The sequence below is a fragment of the Streptomyces sp. NPDC058335 genome (assembly GCF_042723915.1).
Taxonomy (GTDB): Bacteria; Actinomycetota; Actinomycetes; order Streptomycetales; family Streptomycetaceae; genus Streptomyces.
The window spans coordinates 315722-334527 of the sequence record NZ_JBHXHX010000007.1; the positions used below are offsets into that span (position 1 = coordinate 315722).

Annotated in this window: 19 protein-coding genes; 6 read left to right on the plus strand and 13 right to left on the minus strand. The window is 70.2% G+C overall.

What is annotated here, in order from left to right; all coding sequences use genetic code 11:
* Positions 1–48: 48 nt before the first annotated feature.
* Together ACFWJX_RS16285 and ACFWJX_RS16290 are read left to right on the plus strand one after the other, a co-directional pair.
* Positions 49–1350 (plus strand): PTS transporter subunit EIIC, encoded by a 1302-nt coding sequence (locus tag ACFWJX_RS16285; protein ID WP_383242984.1) that lies wholly within the window; start codon positions 49–51, stop codon positions 1348–1350.
* Between the two features lie 202 nt (positions 1351–1552).
* Positions 1553–2806 carry a PTS transporter subunit EIIC gene (locus ACFWJX_RS16290; protein ID WP_383242714.1) on the plus strand — a complete coding sequence of 418 codons (1254 nt, stop codon included), beginning with the start codon at positions 1553–1555 and terminating at the stop codon, positions 2804–2806.
* Positions 2807–2879: 73 nt separating this feature from the next.
* Here ACFWJX_RS16290 and ACFWJX_RS16295 read toward each other — a convergent pair whose 3' ends face one another.
* Positions 2880–3632: an MBL fold metallo-hydrolase gene (locus ACFWJX_RS16295; RefSeq protein ID WP_383242717.1), complete on the minus strand. Its 753-nt coding sequence runs from the start codon at positions 3630–3632 to the stop codon at positions 2880–2882.
* Positions 3633–3881: 249 nt separating this feature from the next.
* On the opposite strand from ACFWJX_RS16295, the gene ACFWJX_RS16300 reads away from it, so the two are divergent.
* Positions 3882–4349 (plus strand): type II toxin-antitoxin system PemK/MazF family toxin, encoded by a 468-nt coding sequence (locus tag ACFWJX_RS16300; RefSeq protein ID WP_383242720.1) that lies wholly within the window; start codon positions 3882–3884, stop codon positions 4347–4349.
* Between the two features lie 190 nt (positions 4350–4539).
* On the opposite strand, the gene ACFWJX_RS16305 is transcribed toward ACFWJX_RS16300, so the two are convergent.
* From ACFWJX_RS16305 to clpS, 8 genes are all read right to left on the minus strand, one after another.
* Positions 4540–5490: a PLP-dependent cysteine synthase family protein gene (locus ACFWJX_RS16305; protein WP_073496250.1), complete on the minus strand. Its 951-nt coding sequence runs from the start codon at positions 5488–5490 to the stop codon at positions 4540–4542.
* An 8-nt stretch (positions 5491–5498) separates the two neighbouring features.
* Positions 5499–5777, minus strand: coding sequence for a MoaD/ThiS family protein (locus tag ACFWJX_RS16310; protein ID WP_383242723.1), 279 nt, complete (start codon positions 5775–5777; stop codon positions 5499–5501).
* Between the two features lie 91 nt (positions 5778–5868).
* Positions 5869–5964, minus strand: coding sequence for a putative leader peptide (locus tag ACFWJX_RS16315; RefSeq protein ID WP_319180349.1), 96 nt, complete (start codon positions 5962–5964; stop codon positions 5869–5871).
* Between the two features lie 100 nt (positions 5965–6064).
* Positions 6065–7096 (minus strand): LacI family DNA-binding transcriptional regulator, encoded by a 1032-nt coding sequence (locus ACFWJX_RS16320; RefSeq protein ID WP_383242727.1) that lies wholly within the window; start codon positions 7094–7096, stop codon positions 6065–6067.
* 102 nt (positions 7097–7198) lie between these two features.
* On the minus strand, positions 7199–7621 hold the full coding sequence (locus ACFWJX_RS16325; protein WP_383242730.1) for a Mov34/MPN/PAD-1 family protein: 423 nt from the start codon (positions 7619–7621) through the stop codon (positions 7199–7201).
* Between the two features lie 130 nt (positions 7622–7751).
* Positions 7752–9182 (minus strand): amino acid permease, encoded by a 1431-nt coding sequence (locus ACFWJX_RS16330; protein ID WP_383242732.1) that lies wholly within the window; start codon positions 9180–9182, stop codon positions 7752–7754.
* Positions 9183–9546: 364 nt separating this feature from the next.
* Positions 9547–10149 (minus strand): DUF2017 domain-containing protein, encoded by a 603-nt coding sequence (locus ACFWJX_RS16335; protein WP_383242735.1) that lies wholly within the window; start codon positions 10147–10149, stop codon positions 9547–9549.
* An 11-nt stretch (positions 10150–10160) separates the two neighbouring features.
* Entirely contained in the window at positions 10161–10478 is a 318-nt protein-coding gene (gene clpS, locus ACFWJX_RS16340) for an ATP-dependent Clp protease adapter ClpS (RefSeq protein WP_137301422.1), read from the minus strand.
* Between the two features lie 56 nt (positions 10479–10534).
* On the opposite strand from clpS, the gene ACFWJX_RS16345 reads away from it, so the two are divergent.
* Both ACFWJX_RS16345 and ACFWJX_RS16350 read left to right on the plus strand, forming a co-directional pair.
* Positions 10535–11881: a nicotinate phosphoribosyltransferase gene (locus ACFWJX_RS16345; RefSeq protein WP_383242738.1), complete on the plus strand. Its 1347-nt coding sequence runs from the start codon at positions 10535–10537 to the stop codon at positions 11879–11881.
* A 99-nt stretch (positions 11882–11980) separates the two neighbouring features.
* The gene (locus tag ACFWJX_RS16350) at positions 11981–12568 is read left to right on the plus strand and encodes a nicotinamidase (RefSeq protein WP_383242741.1); all 588 of its coding nucleotides are present in this window, start codon (positions 11981–11983) and stop codon (positions 12566–12568) included.
* A gap of 26 nt (positions 12569–12594) precedes the next feature.
* On the opposite strand, the gene ACFWJX_RS16355 is transcribed toward ACFWJX_RS16350, so the two are convergent.
* Positions 12595–12939 (minus strand): hypothetical protein, encoded by a 345-nt coding sequence (locus tag ACFWJX_RS16355; RefSeq protein ID WP_073496261.1) that lies wholly within the window; start codon positions 12937–12939, stop codon positions 12595–12597.
* Between the two features lie 145 nt (positions 12940–13084).
* Entirely contained in the window at positions 13085–15430 is a 2346-nt protein-coding gene (locus tag ACFWJX_RS16360) for an immune inhibitor A domain-containing protein (RefSeq protein WP_383242744.1), read from the minus strand.
* 352 nt (positions 15431–15782) lie between these two features.
* Between ACFWJX_RS16360 and ACFWJX_RS16365 the strand changes: the two genes are divergently transcribed.
* Complete coding sequence (locus tag ACFWJX_RS16365) at positions 15783–16055, plus strand: hypothetical protein (RefSeq protein ID WP_383242747.1); 273 nt, start codon at positions 15783–15785, stop codon at positions 16053–16055.
* A gap of 32 nt (positions 16056–16087) precedes the next feature.
* Here the strand turns inward: ACFWJX_RS16365 and ACFWJX_RS16370 are convergent, their stop codons facing one another.
* Together ACFWJX_RS16370 and ACFWJX_RS16375 are read right to left on the minus strand one after the other, a co-directional pair.
* Positions 16088–16771 carry an RDD family protein gene (locus ACFWJX_RS16370; protein WP_383242750.1) on the minus strand — a complete coding sequence of 228 codons (684 nt, stop codon included), beginning with the start codon at positions 16769–16771 and terminating at the stop codon, positions 16088–16090.
* A gap of 321 nt (positions 16772–17092) precedes the next feature.
* Positions 17093–18616 carry an RDD family protein gene (locus ACFWJX_RS16375; RefSeq protein ID WP_383242753.1) on the minus strand — a complete coding sequence of 508 codons (1524 nt, stop codon included), beginning with the start codon at positions 18614–18616 and terminating at the stop codon, positions 17093–17095.
* Between the last annotated feature and the right edge of the window lie 190 nt (positions 18617–18806).

The following is an 18806-nucleotide window of genomic DNA, read 5'->3' on the forward strand; positions in this document are numbered from 1 at the left end:
AAATCGTCCGTAGCTGGTCTACACCACCTGACAGGCGGTCGCCAAACCATGAGTGCCGAGAGCGCTGACACCACGGTCGGGCCTGCGCGGGCCCGTTGGAACGCTCTGTTCCAGGGTCTGCAGAAGATGGGGCGCAGTCTCCAGTTGCCGATCGCGGTACTGCCGGCGGCGGGCATCCTCAACAGGCTGGGGCAGCCTGATGTGTTCGGGGCCGACGGGCTGGGCTGGACGGACGTCTCGAAGGTGATGATGGGCGCGGGCGGCGCCCTGCTGGACGGTCAGCTGGGTCTGCCTCTGCTGTTCTGCGTCGGCGTGGCCATCGGTATGGCGAAGAAGTCCGACGGCTCGACGGCGCTGGCGGCGGTGGCGGGCTTCCTCGTCTACTACAACGTGCTGCGGCAGTTCCCGGAGGACTGCGGCGAGGGACTGAAGGCCGTGCCGGGCATCGGCTGCCAGGGGACCGAGGACGGCACGGTGGTGGCGTTCACGTACCAGAATCCGGGTGTCTTCGGCGGGATCGTGATCGGTCTGCTGGCGGCCTATTTCTGGCAGCGTTTTCACCGTACGAGGCTGGTGGACTGGCTGGGCTTCTTCAACGGCCGTCGACTGGTGCCGATCATCATGGCCTTCGTGGCCATCGCTTTCGCGGCGTTGTGTCTGTGGGTCTGGCCGCCGATCGGCGACGCGCTGGAGAACTTCAGCGACTGGCTGAGCGATGCGGGTGCCTGGGGTGCGGGTGTGTTCGGGCTGGCGAACCGGGCGCTGCTGGTGATCGGTCTGCATCAGTTCCTGAACGTGCCCATCTGGTTCCAGTTCGGTTCGTACACGAAACCGGACGGGTCGGTGGTGCACGGTGACATCAACATGTTCCTGGCGGGCGATCCGGACGCGGGTCAGTTCACGTCGGGGTTCTTCCCGATCATGATGTTCGCGCTGCCGGCGGCGGCTCTGGCGATCACGCACTGCGCACGGCCGGGCCGTCGTAAGGAGGTCGGCGGTCTGATGCTGTCGGTGGCGCTGACCTCGTTCGTGACGGGCATCACCGAGCCGATCGAGTACTCGTTCCTGTTCGTGGCGCCGGTGCTGTACGCGATCCACGCGGTGCTGACGGGTGTGTCGATGGCGGTGACGTGGGGGCTGGGGGTGCACGACGGTTTCAGTTTCTCGGCGGGTCTCATCGACTACGTCATCAACTGGAATCTGGCGACGAGACCGTGGGCGATCATTCCGATCGGCCTGTGCTTCGCTCTCGTGTACTACGTGATCTTCCGCTTCGCGATCACGCGGTTCGATCTGAAGACGCCGGGGCGGGAGCCGGAGGAGGAGCGGGAGGACATCACGAAGGCCTGAAAGGCCTTACCGGGCAAGGAGTTTGGGCCTTCGGACCACTGGTCCGGGGGCCCTTCGTCATACTCCGCGGCGGCGGCTCGGGCGGGTGCGGTGCGTAGTGCTCCGGTTGCAGTTTTGACGGGTTCCTTATATCGCCTTCATCGTGCTAGAAACAGGTCTACACCACTGAGTGGTGTAGACCACCACCCGATGGAGGAAGTGTATGAGCACCGCCACCTCGCCAACGGCGGCCCCCACGAAGAAGTGGGGATCAGGCCTGTTCCAGGGCCTTCAGAAGGTCGGCCGCAGCCTTCAGCTGCCCATCGCCGTGCTGCCGGCGGCGGGCATCCTGCTGCGGCTCGGTCAGCCCGACGTCTTCGGTGAGGACGGCCTGGGCTGGGGCAAGGTCGCGGACGTGTTCGCCACCGCCGGTGACGCCGTCTTCGCGAACCTGCCGCTGCTGTTCTGCGTCGGTATCGCCATCGGTTTCGCCAAGAAGGCCGACGGCTCGACCGCGCTCGCCGCGCTGGTGGGCTTCCTCGTCTACAAGAACGTGCTGACCGCGTTCCCGATCACCGACGCGCAGGTCACCAAGGGCGCGGACGTGGCCGCCACCTACAACGACCCCAAGGTCTTCGGCGGCATCATCATGGGCCTGATAGCCGCGGTCACCTGGCAGCGCTTCCACCGCACCAAGCTCCCCGACTGGCTGGGCTTCTTCAACGGCCGCCGGCTGGTGCCGATCCTGATGGCCTTCATCGGCACCGCCGTGGGCGTCGTCTTCGGGCTGGTGTGGGAGCCGATCGGCGATGTCATCACCAACTTCGGCGAGTGGATGACCGGCCTCGGCGCGGTCGGCGCGGGCATCTTCGGCGCGATCAACCGCGCGCTGCTCCCGGTGGGCATGCACCAGTTCGTCAACACGGTGGCCTGGCAGGAGATCGGCACCTTCAAGGACGCGTCCGGTGCCGTGTGGCACGGTGACCTGCCGCGCTTCTTCCACGGTGACCCCGCCGCCGGCCAGTTCATGACCGGCTTCTTCCCGATCATGATGTTCGCGCTGCCCGCCGCCGCCCTCGCCATCACGCACACCGCGCGCCCGGAGCGTCGCAAGGCCGTCGGCGGCTTGATGGTCTCGCTCGCGCTGACCTCGTTCGTCACCGGTATCACCGAGCCGATCGAGTTCTCGTTCATGTTCATCGCGCCACTGCTGTATGTGATCCACGCGGTGCTCACGGCCCTGTCGATGGCCGTCACGTGGGCCCTTGGCGTCCACCACGGGTTCAGCTTCTCGGCCGGCGCGATCGACTACTTCCTCAACTGGAACCTGGCGACCAAGCCATGGCTGATCATCCCGATCGGCCTGGTGTTCGCGGTGATCTACTACGTGGTCTTCCGCTTCGCCATCGTGCGGTTCAACCTCACGACCCCGGGCCGCGAGCCCGAGGAGGAGGTCGAGGACCTCACGAAGGCGTGAGCCCCGTCTGACGCACGACGAAGGCCCCCGGAGCCCTGAACCGCTCCGGGGGCCTTCGTCGTGCGCGGGGGCTTCAGATCTCGTACGTCACTCTCGGCGCCGCCACTTCCACCGGCCCGTCGAACGCCGCGCGGGCGTCCGCGAGGTTGACCTGCGGGTCGGTCCACGGGGGGATGTGGGTGAGGACGAGGCGGCGGGCGCCCGCACGGGCGGCCGTCTCACCCGCCTCGCGGCCGTTGAGGTGCAGGTCGGGGATGCTTTCCTTGCCGTACGTGAACGCGGCCTCGCACAGGAACAGGTCGCTGTCGCGGGCGAGTTCGTCGAGGGCCGGGCTGACTCCGGTGTCACCGGAGTAGGTGAGCGAGCGCCCGCCGTGCTCGACGCGGATGCCGTACGCCTCCACCGGGTGGGCCACGCGTTCCGTGTGGACCGTGAACGGGCCGATGTCGAAGGTGGAGGGCTTGACCGTGTGGAAGTCGAAGACCTCGCTCATGGAGGAGGCCGAGGGGGTGTCGGCGTAGGCCGTGGTGAGGCGGTGTTCGGTGCCCTCGGGGCCGTAGACCGGGATGGGGGCGCAGCGGCCGCCGTCGTGGCGGTAGTAGCGGGCCACGAAGTAGGCGCACATGTCGATGCAGTGGTCGGCGTGCAGATGACTCAGGAAGATCGCGTCGAGGTCGTAGAGACCGCAATGGCGCTGCAGCTCGCCCAGGGCGCCGTTGCCCATGTCGAGAAGCAGCCGGAAGCCGTCGGCCTCGACGAGGTAGCTCGAGCAGGCCGATTCCGCGGACGGGAACGACCCCGAGCAGCCGACGACGGTGAGCTTCATAGAGCAGAAACCTCCGCTGGCGGGAAACCGAGAAGTACCGGGGAAGATCGGAAAACGGACGGTCGTGAAAAGGGGGCGACAGGGGTCGTGCGGTTCGTCGAGCGTAAGGCGCAAAACCTCTGGTCGCTCCTCCACCAGGGGCCGTTGTGGGGGAACTCACCTGTGGTGTCACCGGTTCGGCTGGACCGGGGGTGCGGGGGCTTGTGGGAGGGCGCGCGCGGGCGAACGCGCCCCGGTACGGTCGTGCGTATGGACACGTCCTGGTGGCCGGCTCTCGCGGCGGTGGTGCTGCTCGCGCTCGTCGCCGCGCTCGTCGACGGCTGGGGACGCGGCCGGCGTCCGGCGGGGCGCAGGTCCCGGCCGCCGGGGCGGCCGGCGCGGAGACCGGGGCGCGGGCGGGGTGCGGGGCGGCCGCGGCCGGCGGAGATCTGGTGGGCGAACGTGCCGTACGAGGACGGGCCGGGTGGGAAGGACCGGCCGTGTCTGGTGCTGGTGGTGCGGGGGAACCGGGTGACCGTCGCGAAGATCACCAGCAAGTACCACGACGAGCGTGCCGGGGTGATTCCGCTGCCGCCGGGCGCGGTCGGGGACACGCGGGGGCGGGCGAGTTTCCTGGAGACGGACGAGCTGCGCCAGGTCGCGCTGGGCGACTTCCGGCGGCGGGTGGGTGTGGTGGACCCGGTCCTGTGGGACCAGGTCCGTCACCTGGCGAACTAGGGCCTGTCCGGAGTTCCCGTCGTCGCCCGAAGGGCGGCCTCGCGGCGTCTGGTGCGGTGCGTCGGCGTGCGGCCGGATCGCACTCGTACTGGACGTACGTGGGTGGTTCGGCCGTGCGTCGAGGTGCCGTGCCGGGCGTCGCGAGGCAGACGCAGAACTCCGGACCGGCCCTCGGGTCACGCGAACCGGCTCACGCCCAGAGCTGGCCCTGGAGGGTTTCGATGGCCTCTTCGGTGGTGGCGGCCGTGTAGACGCCGGTGGAGAGGTACTTCCAGCCGCCGTCGGCGACGACGAACACGATGTCGGCGCTCTCGCCCGCGGTGAGCGCCTTCCTGCCGACGCCGATCGCGGCGTGCAGGGCGGCGCCCGTGGAGACGCCCGCGAAGATGCCTTCCTGCTGGAGCAGCTCACGGGTGCGGGTGACGGCGTCGGCGGAACCGACGGAGAAGCGGGTGGTGAGGACGGAGGCGTCGTACAGCTCGGGAACGAAGCCCTCGTCGAGGTTGCGCAGGCCGTAGACCAGGTCGTCGTAGCGCGGTTCGGCGGCGACGATCTTGACGTCGGGCTTGTGTTCGCGCAGGAAGCGGCCGACGCCCATGAGGGTGCCGGTGGTGCCGAGTCCGGCGACGAAGTGGGTGACGGACGGGAGGTCGGCGAGGATCTCCGGGCCGGTGGTGGCGTAGTGGGCGCCGGCGTTGTCCGGGTTGCCGTACTGGTAGAGCATCACCCAGTCGGGGTGCTCGGCGGACAGCTCCTTGGCGACGCGTACGGCGGTGTTGGAGCCGCCGGCGGCGGGGCTGGGGATGATCTCGGCGCCCCACATGGCGAGCAGCTCGCGGCGTTCCTGGGAGGTGTTCTCCGGCATGACGCAGACCATGCGGTAGCCCTTGAGCTTGGCCGCCATGGCGAGGGAGATGCCGGTGTTGCCGCTGGTGGGTTCGAGGATGGTGCAGCCGGGGGTGAGCCGGCCGTCCTTCTCGGCCTGCTCGATCATGTGCAGGGCGGGGCGGTCCTTGACCGAGCCGGTGGGGTTGCGGTCCTCCAGCTTGGCCCAGATGCGGACGTCGGCGGACGGCGAGAGCCGCGGCAGGCGCACCAGAGGGGTGTTGCCCACCGCGGCGAGGGGGGAGTCGTAGCGCATCGGGTCGCTCAGGCCATGCCGCCGGCCACGGCCGGCAGGATCGTCACGGTGTCGCCGTCGGTCAGCTTGGTGTCGATGCCCTCGACGAAGCGGACGTCCTCGTCGTTCAGGTACACGTTGACGAAGCGGCGCAGCTGGCCGTCGTCCACGATGCGGGCCCGGATGCCCGTGTGCCGGGTCTCGAGGTCGGTGAACAGGTCGGCGAGGGTGTCACCGCTGCCTTCCACCGCCTTCTTGCCGTCGGTGTACTGGCGCAGGATGGTGGGGATGCGGACCTCGATGGCCATGGCTCAGGGCTCCTGTCGGAAGGTGTGGGCAGCGCAGGTACATGCGTGTGAGGGCGCCGCGGCGCACGGCCGTACGGCGGCAGGGCCGGCGTCAACAGATGGCGCTGGCGAGCCTGCACAGGTCGACGTGCAGCCGCGCCACGAGCAGTGCGCCCGGCGTCTTCTCGCTCACGTCGTGGGAAACCATGGGCTCATCGTATCGATTCCCGGTCCGGGCCCTGGAGTGTGATCCCACATGATGGACGAAATGAGGCCGGGGAGTGAGACCGCGGGTGGGACCGTCTCCTTCAGGCGGACTGCCGGAGCACCAGGCGGGTGGGGACGACCACCGAGGACGCCGTCGACGCGCCGTCGTCCATGAGCAGCCGGGCCATGTGCCGGCCCATCTCCTCGACGTCCTGGTGGACGGTGGTCAGGGGCGGGTCGGTCGACTCGGCGATGGAGGCGAGGTCGTCGAAGCCGACGACGGCGACGTCGTCGGGGACCCGGCGGCCGCGCTCGCGCAGTGTCTGCAGGACGCCGGACGCCATGAAGTCCGAGGCGACGAACACGGCGTCCAGGTCGGGGCAACGGTCCAGCAGCGCGGCCATGGCGTCGGCGCCGCCCTGCCGGGTGTAGTCGGCCTTCTCGACCAGGCCGGCCGGGGCGGCCGGCAGGACGTCCCGGTAGCCGGCGAGGCGGTCGGCGGCGGAGTTCTCCTGGTCGTAGGGCCCGGCGACGGCGGCGATCCGCCGGCGCCCGAGGGAGACCAGGTGCCGGACGGCCTGGCGGGCGCCGCCGCGGTTGTCGCCGTCGACGTAGGCGTGGCTGTGCACGGTGTCGCCGTCGCGCAGGAGGGGGCGGCCGCCGAAGACGGCGGGCAGGCCGAGACGGTCGATCATCTCGGGCAGGCGGCCGTCGGGGCGCAGGGGGAACAGCAGCGCGCCGTCGACATGGCCGCCGCCGAGGTAGTCGGCCACGCGCGCGTAGTCGTCCGGTTCGTCGAGGAACAGCATGACGGCCTGTGCGCCGTGCCGGGCGAGTTCGCGGCGGATGCCGCGCAGCAGGCAGTCGAAGTACGGGTCGAGGAAGAGCCGGTTCTCGGGCTGGGCGGCGACGACCGCGACGGCGCCCGTGCGGTGGGTGACCAGCTGGCGGGCGGCTTGGTTGGGGACGTATCCCAGTTCGGCGACGACCGCCCGGACCCGGTCGACGACCTCCGCCCGCACCCGCGCCTCGCCGTTGATCACCCGTGACACCGTGGACTTCGAGACCCCCGACCGCCGGGCCACGTCCTCCAGGGTGGGGCGGCGAGCGTTCGTCCGTTGCGTCAACACCATCTCCGTTGCGGCTGGTTGTGCGTGTACCTGGCGGAAACGGTAGCTGCCGCGCAGGTTCGGCGCGTGGGAGAAACGGTGGCCCGGCCGGCCGCCCGGCCGGGCTCAGTACGCCTCGACGACCTTGATCTCCTCCTCGGTGACCTGGCCCTCCACGATCCGGTAGGAGCGGAACTGGAAGGGGCCGGCGTCGTCGGTGTCGGCGGTGGAGACGAGGACGTAGTGGGCGCCGGGCTCGTTGGCGTAGGAGAGGTCGGTGCGGGAGGGGTAGGCCTCGGTGGCGGTGTGGGAGTGGTAGATGACCACCGGCTCCTCGTCGCGGTCGTCCATCTCGCGGTAGAGCTTGAGCAGGTCCTGCGAGTCGAACTCGTAGAAGGTGGGCGAGCGGGCGGCGTTGAGCATGGGGATGAACCGCTCGGGGCGGTCCGAGCCCGCGGGGCCCGCGACCACGCCGCATGCCTCGTCGGGGTGGTCCTCGCGCGCGTGGGCGACGATCTGGTCGAACAGGGCCTGGGTGATGGTGAGCATGGTCGCCAGGATAAGCAGATGGGCCGCGCCGTACCGAGGGGCGGTACGGGGCGGCCCATATGCCGGACGTCCTGAGCGGCAGCCGCAGGGGGCGCCACGAGTGCTCCCTGCGGCTGGACGTCCTCGGGGGTCAGCTCACCTTGTCCAGTTCCGGGCGGCGCTCGGTGATCCGGGGGTTGCGGGTCTTCAGTACGGCCCAGCCGATGCCGAGGGCGGCGGCCCAGCCGGCCATCACGTAGAGGCAGACGCGGGAGTCGGGGTCGTAGGCGATGAGGCCGGTGACGAAGAGGAGGAAGGCGATGGCGACGTAGCTGCACTTGGCGCCGCCCGGTGCCGGGAAGGACGAGGCGGGCAGGCGGCCCGCGTCGACGGCGCGGCGGTAGAGGACGTGGCTGACGAGGATCATGAGCCAGGTCCAGATGCCGGCCGCGGTGGCGACGGAGGTGACGTAGCCGAAGGCCTTCTCGGGGACGACGTAGTTGAGGATCACGCCGATGCCCATGAAGGCGACGGAGACGGCGATGCCGAGGGCGGGCGTCTTGGTCGAGGACAGCTTCCGGAAGACGGCCGGGGCCTCGCCGCTGTCGGCCAGGTTGCGCAGCATGCGGCCGGTGGAGTACATGCCGGAGTTGCAGGAGGACAGGGCGGCGGTCAGCACGACGAAGTTGACGATGGCGGCGCCGGCCGGAATGCCGATCTTGGCGAAGGCGGCGACGAAGGGGCTCACGCCGGGCGCGAACTCGGTCCACTTGACGACGCAGAGGATGACGGTGAGCGCGCCGACGTAGAAGAGCGCGATGCGCCACGGGAGCGTGTTGATGGCCTTCGGGAGGGTCTTCTCGGGGTCTTCCGACTCGCCGGCGGTGACGCCGACCAGCTCGACGGCGAGGTAGGCGAACATGACGCCCTGGAGGGTCATGAGGGAGGAGCCGACGCCCTTGGGGAAGAAGCCGTCGAAGGCCCACAGGTTGGAGACGGCGGCGGTGTCGCCGGCCGAGCTGAAGCCGAAGGTGAGGACGCCGAGGCCGATGACGATCATGCCGATGAGCGCGGTGACCTTGACCATGGAGAACCAGAACTCCAGCTCACCGAAGAGCTTCACGGAGATCAGGTTGACCCCGAAGAGGATCACCAGGAAGACCAGCGCCGTCACCCACTGGGGGACGGACGGGAACCAGTAGTTGACGTAGATCGCGGCGGCCGTCAGTTCGGCCATGCCGGTCACGACCCACATCAGCCAGTACGTCCAGCCGGTGAAGTAGCCGAAGAACGGGCCGAGGAACTCGCGGGAGTACTCCGCGAAGGACCCGGAGACCGGGCGGTAGAGGAGCAGCTCGCCGAGCGCCCGCATGATGAAGAAGATGATCACGCCCGCGAGGGCGTACATGAGGATGAGGCTGGGACCCGCCTTGGCGATGTTCGCCCCGGCGCCCAGGAACAGGCCGACGCCGATGGCGCCGCCGATCGCGATCATCTGGACCTGTCGGCTGCCGAGTCCGCGCTCGTAACCCTCTCCCGACTCCTCTGGGCCCTTTTCCGTGTCGACCTGAGCGGAGGTCATGTGTGGTGCGCCTTTCTCCATGCCGAACCGGGCCTTCGTCGGCCGCGGATCGGGTCTCGATCCCCCCGGATTGATGGAGCGTTGTGCCTGGCCGGCGATCCGCCGGCTCGGTGGCGCACCCGGCGCACATACGGGTGGTGTTCGCCGGGCGGTCGTGAAGATTTATCACGGCCGCAATATTGATCGCCCGGCGGTTGTGTGGCGCATTACACAAGGAGAAGCGGCCAAACTGGACACAAAAGGGACACAGTCGGCCGCACCGGTGACGCGATCGTTATCCGGATTTGAGCGTCCTCTGAGCGAACACAGAACCGTCACACATCAGGTCGCAACGGCAGCTTTCTCAGCCCGTGACGGCGGTTTCTCAGCCCATCAGGGTGGTCACGAGCGTCTCCTGGAGGCCGCCCAGCCACAGGTACGCCATCACCATCGGCTTGCGCGGGTCCTCGTCCGGCAGCCGGTAGAGGAGGTCGGTGTCGTCCTCGTCGGCGATGTCCAGCCGGGAGCCGATCGCCAGGCGCAGGTCGTTGAGCGTGCGGAGCCACTGCTGGGACTCCTCGGGCGACAGCTTGAGCACCGCCACGCTGTCGCCCTCGGCGACCAGCGCGTCCAGGGAACGCACGACCGCGAGGGCGTTCTCCCGCTTGCCGGCCCGGAGGTCGTTCTCGGTGAAGCGGCGGAACTCGGCGGAGTGGGCGCGCCGTTCCTCCGCCTCCCGGGGGCCGGGGGTGGCCTCGGGGTCGGTGTAGGCGTCGGGGAAGAGGCGCTTGAGGACCGGGTCGGAGGGCGGTTCGCTCGGACCCTCGGCGAACAGCTCGGCGAGCGGGTCGGCGGAGGCGTCCTCGGCGGGGCCGGGGCCGATCAGCTCCAGGAGCTGCACGGCCAGCGACCGGATGATGGAGATCTCGACGTCGTCGAGGGCGACGGCCGCGCCGCCGCCGGGGATCGGTTCGAAGTGTCCTGGCATCGGTGAGGTGACTACTTCCGGTCCTGCTGGAGGGTGGCCCACAGTCCGTAACCGTGCATCGCCTGCACGTCGCGCTCCATCTCCTCGCGGGTTCCGCTGGAGACGACCGCCCGGCCCTTGTGGTGGACGTCGAGCATGAGCTTGGTGGCCTTGTCCTTGGAGTAGCCGAAGTACGTCTGGAAGACGTACGTCACGTAGCTCATGAGGTTGACCGGATCGTTGTGGACGATCGTGACCCAGGGGACGTCCGGCTCGGGTACGGCGAAGACCTCCTCCGCCGACTCGGTGCGTTCGATCTCTAGGGGAGCGGGTGACGTCACACTGCCCATGCTGCCATGCACCAGGGAAATCGTCACACCGACGAAAAGGGAGTACGATTCTCGCCATGAGCACTGCGGATCTTGGACTGCCGGTGGATGTTCCCTCGACGGCACTCTTCACGGACCAGTACGAGCTGACGATGCTGCAAGCCGCGCTGAAAGCGGGCACCGCCGGGCGGCGCAGCGTCTTCGAGGTCTTCACCCGGCGGCTGCCGGAGGGCCGGCGCTACGGCGTGGTGGCCGGCACCGGACGCGTCCTGGACGCGGTCGAGAACTTCCGGTTCGACGCGGGCGTCCTCGGCTTCCTGCGGGAGCGGCAGATCGTCGACGAGCCGACCCTGGAATGGCTCGCCGCCTACCGCTTCTCGGGTGACGTCTGGGGCTACCCGGAGGGCGAGGTGTACTTCCCCGGCTCGCCGATCATGCGGGTGGAGGGCTCCTTCGCCGAGTGCGTGCTGCTGGAGACCGTGATCCTGTCCATCCTCAACCACGACTCGGCGATCGCGGCCGCCGCCTCCCGCATGTCCTCGGCGGCCGGGCAGCGCCCGCTCATCGAGATGGGCGCCCGCCGCACCCACGAACTGGCCGCGGTGGCCGCGTCCCGCGCCGCCTACGTCGGCGGCTTCGCCACCACCTCCGACCTGGCGGCCGGCTTCCGCTACGGCATCCCCACGGTGGGCACCAGCGCGCACGCCTTCACCCTCCTGCACGACAGCGAGCGCGACGCCTTTCGCGCCCAGGTGGAGTCGCTGGGCCGCGGCACCACCCTCCTCGTGGACACGTACGACGTCACCGAGGCCGTCCGTACGGCCGTGGAGGTCGCCGGGCCCGAGCTGGGCGCGGTCCGCATCGACTCCGGTGACCTGCTGCTCGTCGCGCACCGGGTGCGCCAGCAACTGGACGAGCTGGGCGCGACGGACACCCGGATCATCGTGACCTCGGACCTCGACGAGTACGCCATCGCCTCTCTGGCCGCCGCGCCCGTGGACGCGTACGGCGTCGGCACCCAGCTGGTGACCGGCTCCGGGCATCCGACGGCCTCCATGGTCTACAAGCTGGTCGCCCGCGCCGAGTCCGACGACCCGAAGGCGCCGCTGGTGCCGGTGGCGAAGAAGTCGTCCGGCGGCAAGACGTCGGTCGGCGGCCGCAAGTGGGCCGCGCGCCGCCCGGACGCGGACGGGGTCGCCGAGGCGGAGGTCGTCGGCACCGGTCAGGTCCCCGCCGAGCTGGCCGACCACCAGCTGCTGGTCGAGCTGATCAAGAGCGGCGAGGTCATCGCCCGCGAGCCGCTGGACGTGGTCCGCGACCGGCACACGGCGGCCCGCGCCGGGCTGCCGCTGTCCGCCACGCAGCTCTCACGAGGGGAACCCGTCCTTCCGACGGAGTACGTCCAGGGCCGCTCGGGTAGCTAGAGCGCAATGTCCGTGGGACGGGGCGGTGACGCCCCCTCCCCTACCGCCGCCGAAGTCTCTAGGCTCGATTACTTCACCCACAGTCGAAGGACACCCACCATGCGCCGCGCCTTGATCGTCGTAGACGTGCAGAACGACTTCTGCGAGGGGGGCAGCCTCGCGGTGTCCGGGGGCGCCGATGTGGCCGCCGCGATCACCGAGCTGATCGGGCAGGCCCCCGCCGGATACCGCCATGTGGTGGCCACCCGCGACCACCACATCGCCCCCGGCGGCCACTTCGCCGACAACCCCGACTATGTGCACTCCTGGCCCGCGCACTGCGTGGCCGGCACCGAGGGCGTCGGCTTCCACCCCAACTTCGCCCCGGCGGTCGCCTCCGGCGCCGTCGACGCGGTGTTCGACAAGGGCGCCTACGCCGCCGCGTACAGCGGCTTCGAGGGCGCCGACGAGAACGGCGTCAAGCTGGGCGACTGGCTGCGTGCCCGCGGGATCGACGAGGTGGACGTGGTGGGCATCGCCACCGACCACTGCGTCCGGGCCACGGCGCTGGACTCGGCCCGCGAGGGCTTCCGCACCCAGGTCCTGCTCGACCTGACCGCCGGGGTCGCCCCGGAGACCACCGAGCGGGCGCTCGAGGAGCTGCGCGGGGCGGGCGTGGAACTGTCGGGGAAGCCGGTCGTGCAGTAACCGCTTCCGGCGTTTCCGGCCGCGGGCTACGTCCCCGAGGCCGCCGGACGGCGGAGCAGCGCGCGGATCGGGCGCCACAGTTCGGGAACGCCGACGAGGGTGGTGACAGCGTTGTCGGGGGCCGTTCGCCATATGAGGCCGTCGGGATGGTGCAGGACCGCGGTGATCTCGTCCGGGCTGGGCGGGGCGGCGTTGCCCCGCAGGTAGACGGCGCGCAGGCCCAGGTTGCGGAGCCTGGTCAGGGCTCGGGCGCGGTTCTGGGCGACGACCAGGACGCGTACGGCCGCGGCGCCGTCGGCGGCGGGGCTGGGCAGGTTCAGCGCGACCACCACCGAGCCGTTCGGCAACGTGCAGAAGCCTCCTGCGGCCATGCGGTCACACCCCCGTGCGTGTCGGTGTCGAAGCGGTCGTCTCTGGGTCTGTCAATAAGAAGGACACAGGAGGCACCTAAACACGATCGGCGGCAACCCGCCAGAGGGTTGCCGCCGATACGCGTCTGACCTGGGGAAACGTTGGCTACTTAGCCGACGGACCCACCTTCACGGTGATCGTCGAGCCGCTCAGGGGCTCGCTGACGATCTTGATCGAGGTATTGGTGTCAGTGATCTTGACGCCGGCCAGCGGGTTCGAGGCGTCGTAGTAGGACGACAGGCTGTCGTCGAAGACCGGGACGCCCGGACGGGCCTTGATCTTCGTGGCGACGTCGGCCTTGTGCAGCGTGATCGCGTCGGTCGGGTACCAGCTGAAGGTGGAGTCGAAGGACTGGATGCGGTTGCGCATCAGGCTGCCGTCGGACCACTTCAGCGGGGTCGGGTGCGCGTCGACCGGGAGGATCAGGCCCTCACCCGGGTGCTGGCTGGTGTTGTCGTCGGCCTGGGAGGTGTCCCACTTCCAGATCAACAGGCCGTTCTGGTACGGGTAGTGCTCCACCCAGTCCGGACGGGTCGTCGAGAAGCCGTAGTTGTACGGGCCGACCTTGAGGACCTTGTCGTACGAGACGTACTGACGGTTCTCGGCGATGTAGTACTGCGCGTAGTCGTCCGTGATGGCCGCACCGATGCGGGTGAAGCCGTTGGCCGTCCACGCGGCGTCCGCGCTCTCCGCGTTGTCGGAGAACAGGGCCGCGCCGTCCGCGGTCACCGTGATCTGGTCGGCCGCGAAGCCCTTCTGGGCCACGCCGCCGTCGGTGGCGTAGCGGAACCGGACGTCCACCTTCTGGCCCGCGTAGGCGTCCAGCGAGTACGTCAGCTTCTGGTAGGCGTCGACCGTGCCGGTGAGGGCCGGCTTGCCGCTGCCGTCGCGCGGGATGGCGGAGCCGTCGGCCAGCTTGCCGTCGACCGGCGTCCAGTTGGAGCCGTCCGTGGACACCTCGGTGTAGAGGTAGTCGTAGTCGGCCTCGATGTCCCACCAGCCGTCCAGCGACAGTGCCGCCGTCGACTTGCCGGTCAGGTCGACCGAGCGGGTCAGGGTGTTGCGCAGGTCGTCGCCGCTGCCGCTCCACCACTGCGTGGCGCCCTGGGCCGGCACGACGACGTCGGTGGTGACCGTCTTGTCCGGCAGCGTGACGATGAGCGCCTGCGGGTTGGCGGTGTTGTACTCCGACAGGCCCAGCTTGTGCTTGGACTTCACGCCCGCCTTGGCGACCTCGTAGTCCAGCCAGCCGAGCTGGAGCTTGTCCCAGGCGTTCATGTCGCCGGGCAGGTCACCGATGGAGTCCTTGCCGGTGCCGAGCCAGGAACCGGAGGACATCAGCGTCCAGAAGCCGGTGGAGTTCTCGCCGCCCGCCGTGTCGTACTCGTCGGGCAGGCCGAGGTCGTGGCCGTACTCGTGGGCGAAGACGCCCAGGCCGCCGTTCTCCGGCTGGATGGTGTAGTCGCCGACCCAGATGCCGGTGTCGCCGATCTGGGCGCCGCCGAGCTTGTTGGTGTCCGGGCCGGTGGAACCGGCGTCGGTGCCGAAGGCGTACCAGCGGTGGGCCCAGATGGCGTCCGCGCCCTGCGCGCCGCCGCCCGCGGACTCGTCCTCGCCGGCGTGCACGATCTGGAAGTGGTCGATGTAGCCGTCGGACTCGTTGAAGTCGCCGTCGCCGTCGAAGTCGTAGCGGTCCCACTGGTCGAACTCGGCCAGCTCCGCCTTGATCTCGGCGGCGGTGTCACCGGCGGCCTCGCGCTCGGCGACCCAGGCGTTGACGCCGTCCTGCACGGCGTACCAGGCGCCGGTGGAGGCGTCGTTGGAGCCGTAACGGGCCTCGTTGTAGGGGACCTTGACCCAGTCGGTCACTTCGCCGTCGACCGAGTAGCGGCCCGAGGACTGCTTCTCGTAGTACTTCTTCAGCGACTCGGTGCCCGTGCCGGTGCCGAAGTACAGGTCCTGGAAGTGCGCCTGGTTGTAGTCCGCCTGCCAGGCCGTGCTGTTGTCCTTGGTGCGGTCCGGCGCGGCTATCTGGTTGTGCAGCGGGCCGGGGGTGCCGCCGTAGCGGCTGTCGATCTGGTCGCCGAACTCGACGAGGATCGTGAAGATCTTGTCGGTCTTCTCGCGGCCGAGTTCGACGTACTTGCTCTCGCCCTTACGGCTGTCGAGCTGGACGACCTTGGAGCCGTCCCGGTTCTTGACCGTCGCCTCGCCGGACAGGACCTGCTCGAGGGCTTCCTCGCGCTGCGCCTCCTGCGTCTTGCTGAGCGGCCCGTCGAAGTCGTGTTCGCGGGCCTTGGCCGGCTGCGGGTCGTGCCGGTCCACCGCCGTGGTCTCGGACGGCGCTCTGTCGGCCGCCTGTGCCACGGCGAACGCCGAGAACGTCGCCGAGGCCGCCGCAAGGGCGACGACCGTGGCGGACGTCCTGAACGTCCAGGATCTACTGGTCACTTGATTGCCTCCCCTAACGCGTGCCGGACGCGCGGAAGGGGGATCCATGTCAAGGGATGTCCGCGCGCGGTTATACGCGTGTAGTCAAGTGCCGTCATTTGACTACTGCTTCACCAGAAAAGACAGACCTTGACTTGAACAGATCAACGCATTATTGGGAGGGTGCGTTCGCATTGCGGACACGTGACGGTGACGTGACGGGCGCGCGGTCCCGTCCACCGAGTGGACGCCATGACTCCGTGCGCCCCCTGTGCACCGGCACCGTGTGTCAGCTCACGCTTACTGCTCGTTCCAGTCGGGCATGCAGCCGAATAGAGTCGAGACCGCCCCCGCTCCCGAGGACACGATTGCCATGCCTCGTCCGACCGTCGCACAGCTCACGTACGGTTCCTGCACCGTCATCCTCTCGACGCTCGCCATGCTGCTGCTGGCACCGACGAGTTCGGGCTCACTCGTCGCGGTCATCGCCATCACCGCGCTGGCCCTCGGCGTACTCGTCGCCATGACGCTCCCGGCGCCCCGGCGCCAGGTCACCGTCACCGTGGCGCGCTCCACCGTGACCGAGCCCGTACCCGCCTCGGTCGCCGCGGCACCCGAGCCGGTCCGGGAGCCGTCGACACCCTGAGGGCCGTGACCGCTCGTCGTACCGACAGGCCGTCAGCCGGTGCTCACCACGACCGTCTTGGCGGCCTTGTCGTGCAGCCCCTGCTTGTAGGGCTTGTCGAAGAAGCTCCAGCCGCCGCAGATCGCCGTCCACAGACAGGCACAGCAGAAGGCGAACGGCACCCACAGCACGAGGGCGCGCACCAGTGAGGTCTGCGTGGAGGGCGTGGAGCCGTCGTCTAGGTTGGCCACGCGCAGGCCCAGCCACTTCTTGCCCAGCGTCTGACCGGACTTGGCGGTCAAGAAGGTGTCGTAGGCGACGTACAGCACGGCGGCCACGAGGGACTGGGTGAGGGACTTGCCGACCTCGACGCCGTCGCCGTCCACGTCGTACTCGTTGACCCCGAAGCCCCACGTCAGCAGCCACACGACGACGGCCACCAGAATCATGTCGATGATCCGCGCCAGCGTGCGCCTGCCGCTGTCGGCGAGCGGGGGCATCCCGGAGAGGGGGTCGGCGGGATAACCGCCGTAGGGGTCGCCGCCGTAGGGCCCGCCCCCGCCCGCACCGCCGTACGGCGGGGGCTGCTGCCCGCCCGCACCGCCGTACGGGCTGTCGTACGGCGAACCCTGCGGGCCCTGCCCCTGACCGTGCGGCGGCTGCTGCGGGGGCTGCTTCCTGAACGGATCGTCCTCCGGCGGCTCGCCGCCGGAGCCGGGGGGCGGTTCGGTCGTCATGGCCCGAGTCGACCGCGAACGGCCCGCCCCCGCATCCGGCGAGCGGCCGTCCGGGGTACGAGATCCGCTGGGACGGCCGGGGTGGGGGCACCAGAGCCTGTCGTCAGGTTCCCGTCCGCCTGGCGACGCCATACACGCGCACGCTCCTCAAGGGCGTGGGTGGTGCCCCCACTCGCCGCACCGGGCACAGAGCCACGTACAACCGGTACGAAGGCCTTAGCCCGGCACCCCCCCAGCCTTCAGCTGGGGGACCCCCGGAGCACGCACCGGACGCCGCGAGGCCCGCCCTCCGGGCGCACGACGGGAATGTGACGACAGGCCCTATCCCGCGACGAAGGTGTGGGCCGCCTTGTCGTGCCAGCACTGGCGCCACGGCCTGTCGAACAGGCCCCACAGGATGCCGACGAGGCCGATGGCGAGGAGGCCCGGGACGCTGTAGACGAGCCAGCGGCGCAGGGCGTGGCCGAACGACGGGGGCTGGTGGCCCTCGATGTCCCGCACCTCCAGACCGAACAGCTTCTTGCCCAGCGTGCGGCCCCACTTGGCGGTCGGCAGCGCCTCGTAGACGATGCCGAAGAGCACCAGGACGGCCAGCACGACACCGAGGTACACCGACGTGGTGCCGTCCAGCAGCCAGACCGTCACCGTCTCGCCGGTGAGCTTGGCCGCGTCGATCTTGTCGTTGACGTGCTCGACCGCCTTCAGGCCCAGCGGGACCGCCGCCGCGCCGGTGACGGCCGCGAGGACGAGCGTGTCGACGAGCCGCGCGCCCAGCCGCCTGCCGAGCCCCGCGGGACGCGCCTCCGACTGTCGGCGGGCGGCGGCCTGGAACACGTCGTCCACCGGCGGCTTCCACGGCACTACGGGCTGATCGTCCCCGGCACCCGCGAGCTGGTGCACCTGCTGCGCCCAGGAGTGCTGACCGCCACCGGGGCCGGGAGCCATGGGGGCGCCGCCGCCGGCCTGCTGGGGGAGGCTGGGTGCGGGTTGGGGGGAGACGCTCGGGGCGGACCGGGCCTGGGCGGCCTGCGGCCCGGCACCGGCCTGGGGAGCCTGGGCGGACTGCGGGGCTTGGGCTGCCTGGGCTGCCTGGTGGCCGGCGGGGCCTTGCGCGGACATGGCCTGCGGGCCGCCGGGGGCGCCCTGGGCCGGCACGGCCTGAGCCGCGGCAGCGCGATCGGCGGCGGCCTTGCCCGCGCCGAACCCCGCCGGGGACTGAGCCTCGGGCATCGGCCCGGCCGGGCCGAAGGCGCCCGCGCCCGGCCCACCGGAACCGGCCCCATCGGCGGAGCCACCCGCGGAGCCGCCTCCGCTGCCCACGCCCACCGGGCCCTGGGGGCCGTAGCCCTGCTGGTCCGGGGTGCGGGGGGACGGCGGGCGGAAGGTCATCGTGCCCTCGTCCGCGGGCGCCGGGCCCGTGGTCGGGCGGCGGGACATGAACGTGGCGTCGGGCGCGGCTTCCGACGGGGCCGTGCGCGGGTCCGGGGGCTGCGGGTTGCCCCAGGAGACGCGGCGGTCCTGCTCGCCGCCGAAGCCGGACTGGCGGGAACGGTCGGCGCCCCACGCGGAGGCCGGCTCCGGGGTGCCGCCGTACTGCTGCGGGTCCTCGTCGAAGAAGTGCGGGCCCGTCTCCTCGACGGGGGCCGGGGCGGGAGCCTGGGCCTGGGCGGGGGCCGGGGATGCCCCCGGAGGGGCGAGCGGTGCGCCGTCGGACGGCGCCGGGCGGCTGGTGCCGGGCACCCAGGAGGCACCGTTCCAGTACCGGACGTATCCAGGGATGGAGGGGTCCGGGTAGTACCCCTCGCGGGGCCTGTCGTCGCCGGGTGCCGGGGTTGGGGCGCTCATGTCCGTCGTCCCGTATCTGCTCGGGGGTGGGATGGGGGCCTCCACATCTATCAGACGAGCGCAACCCCCATCGCCAGTCCCGCCGTTCCCACTCCTTTCCGGGCAACGGCGTGCATGCCCTTCACACGTTCGGACGGCCGCGAGGACAGCCCGCGGAAAAAGTGCCCCGAACCCGCGTAACGCTCGGCCC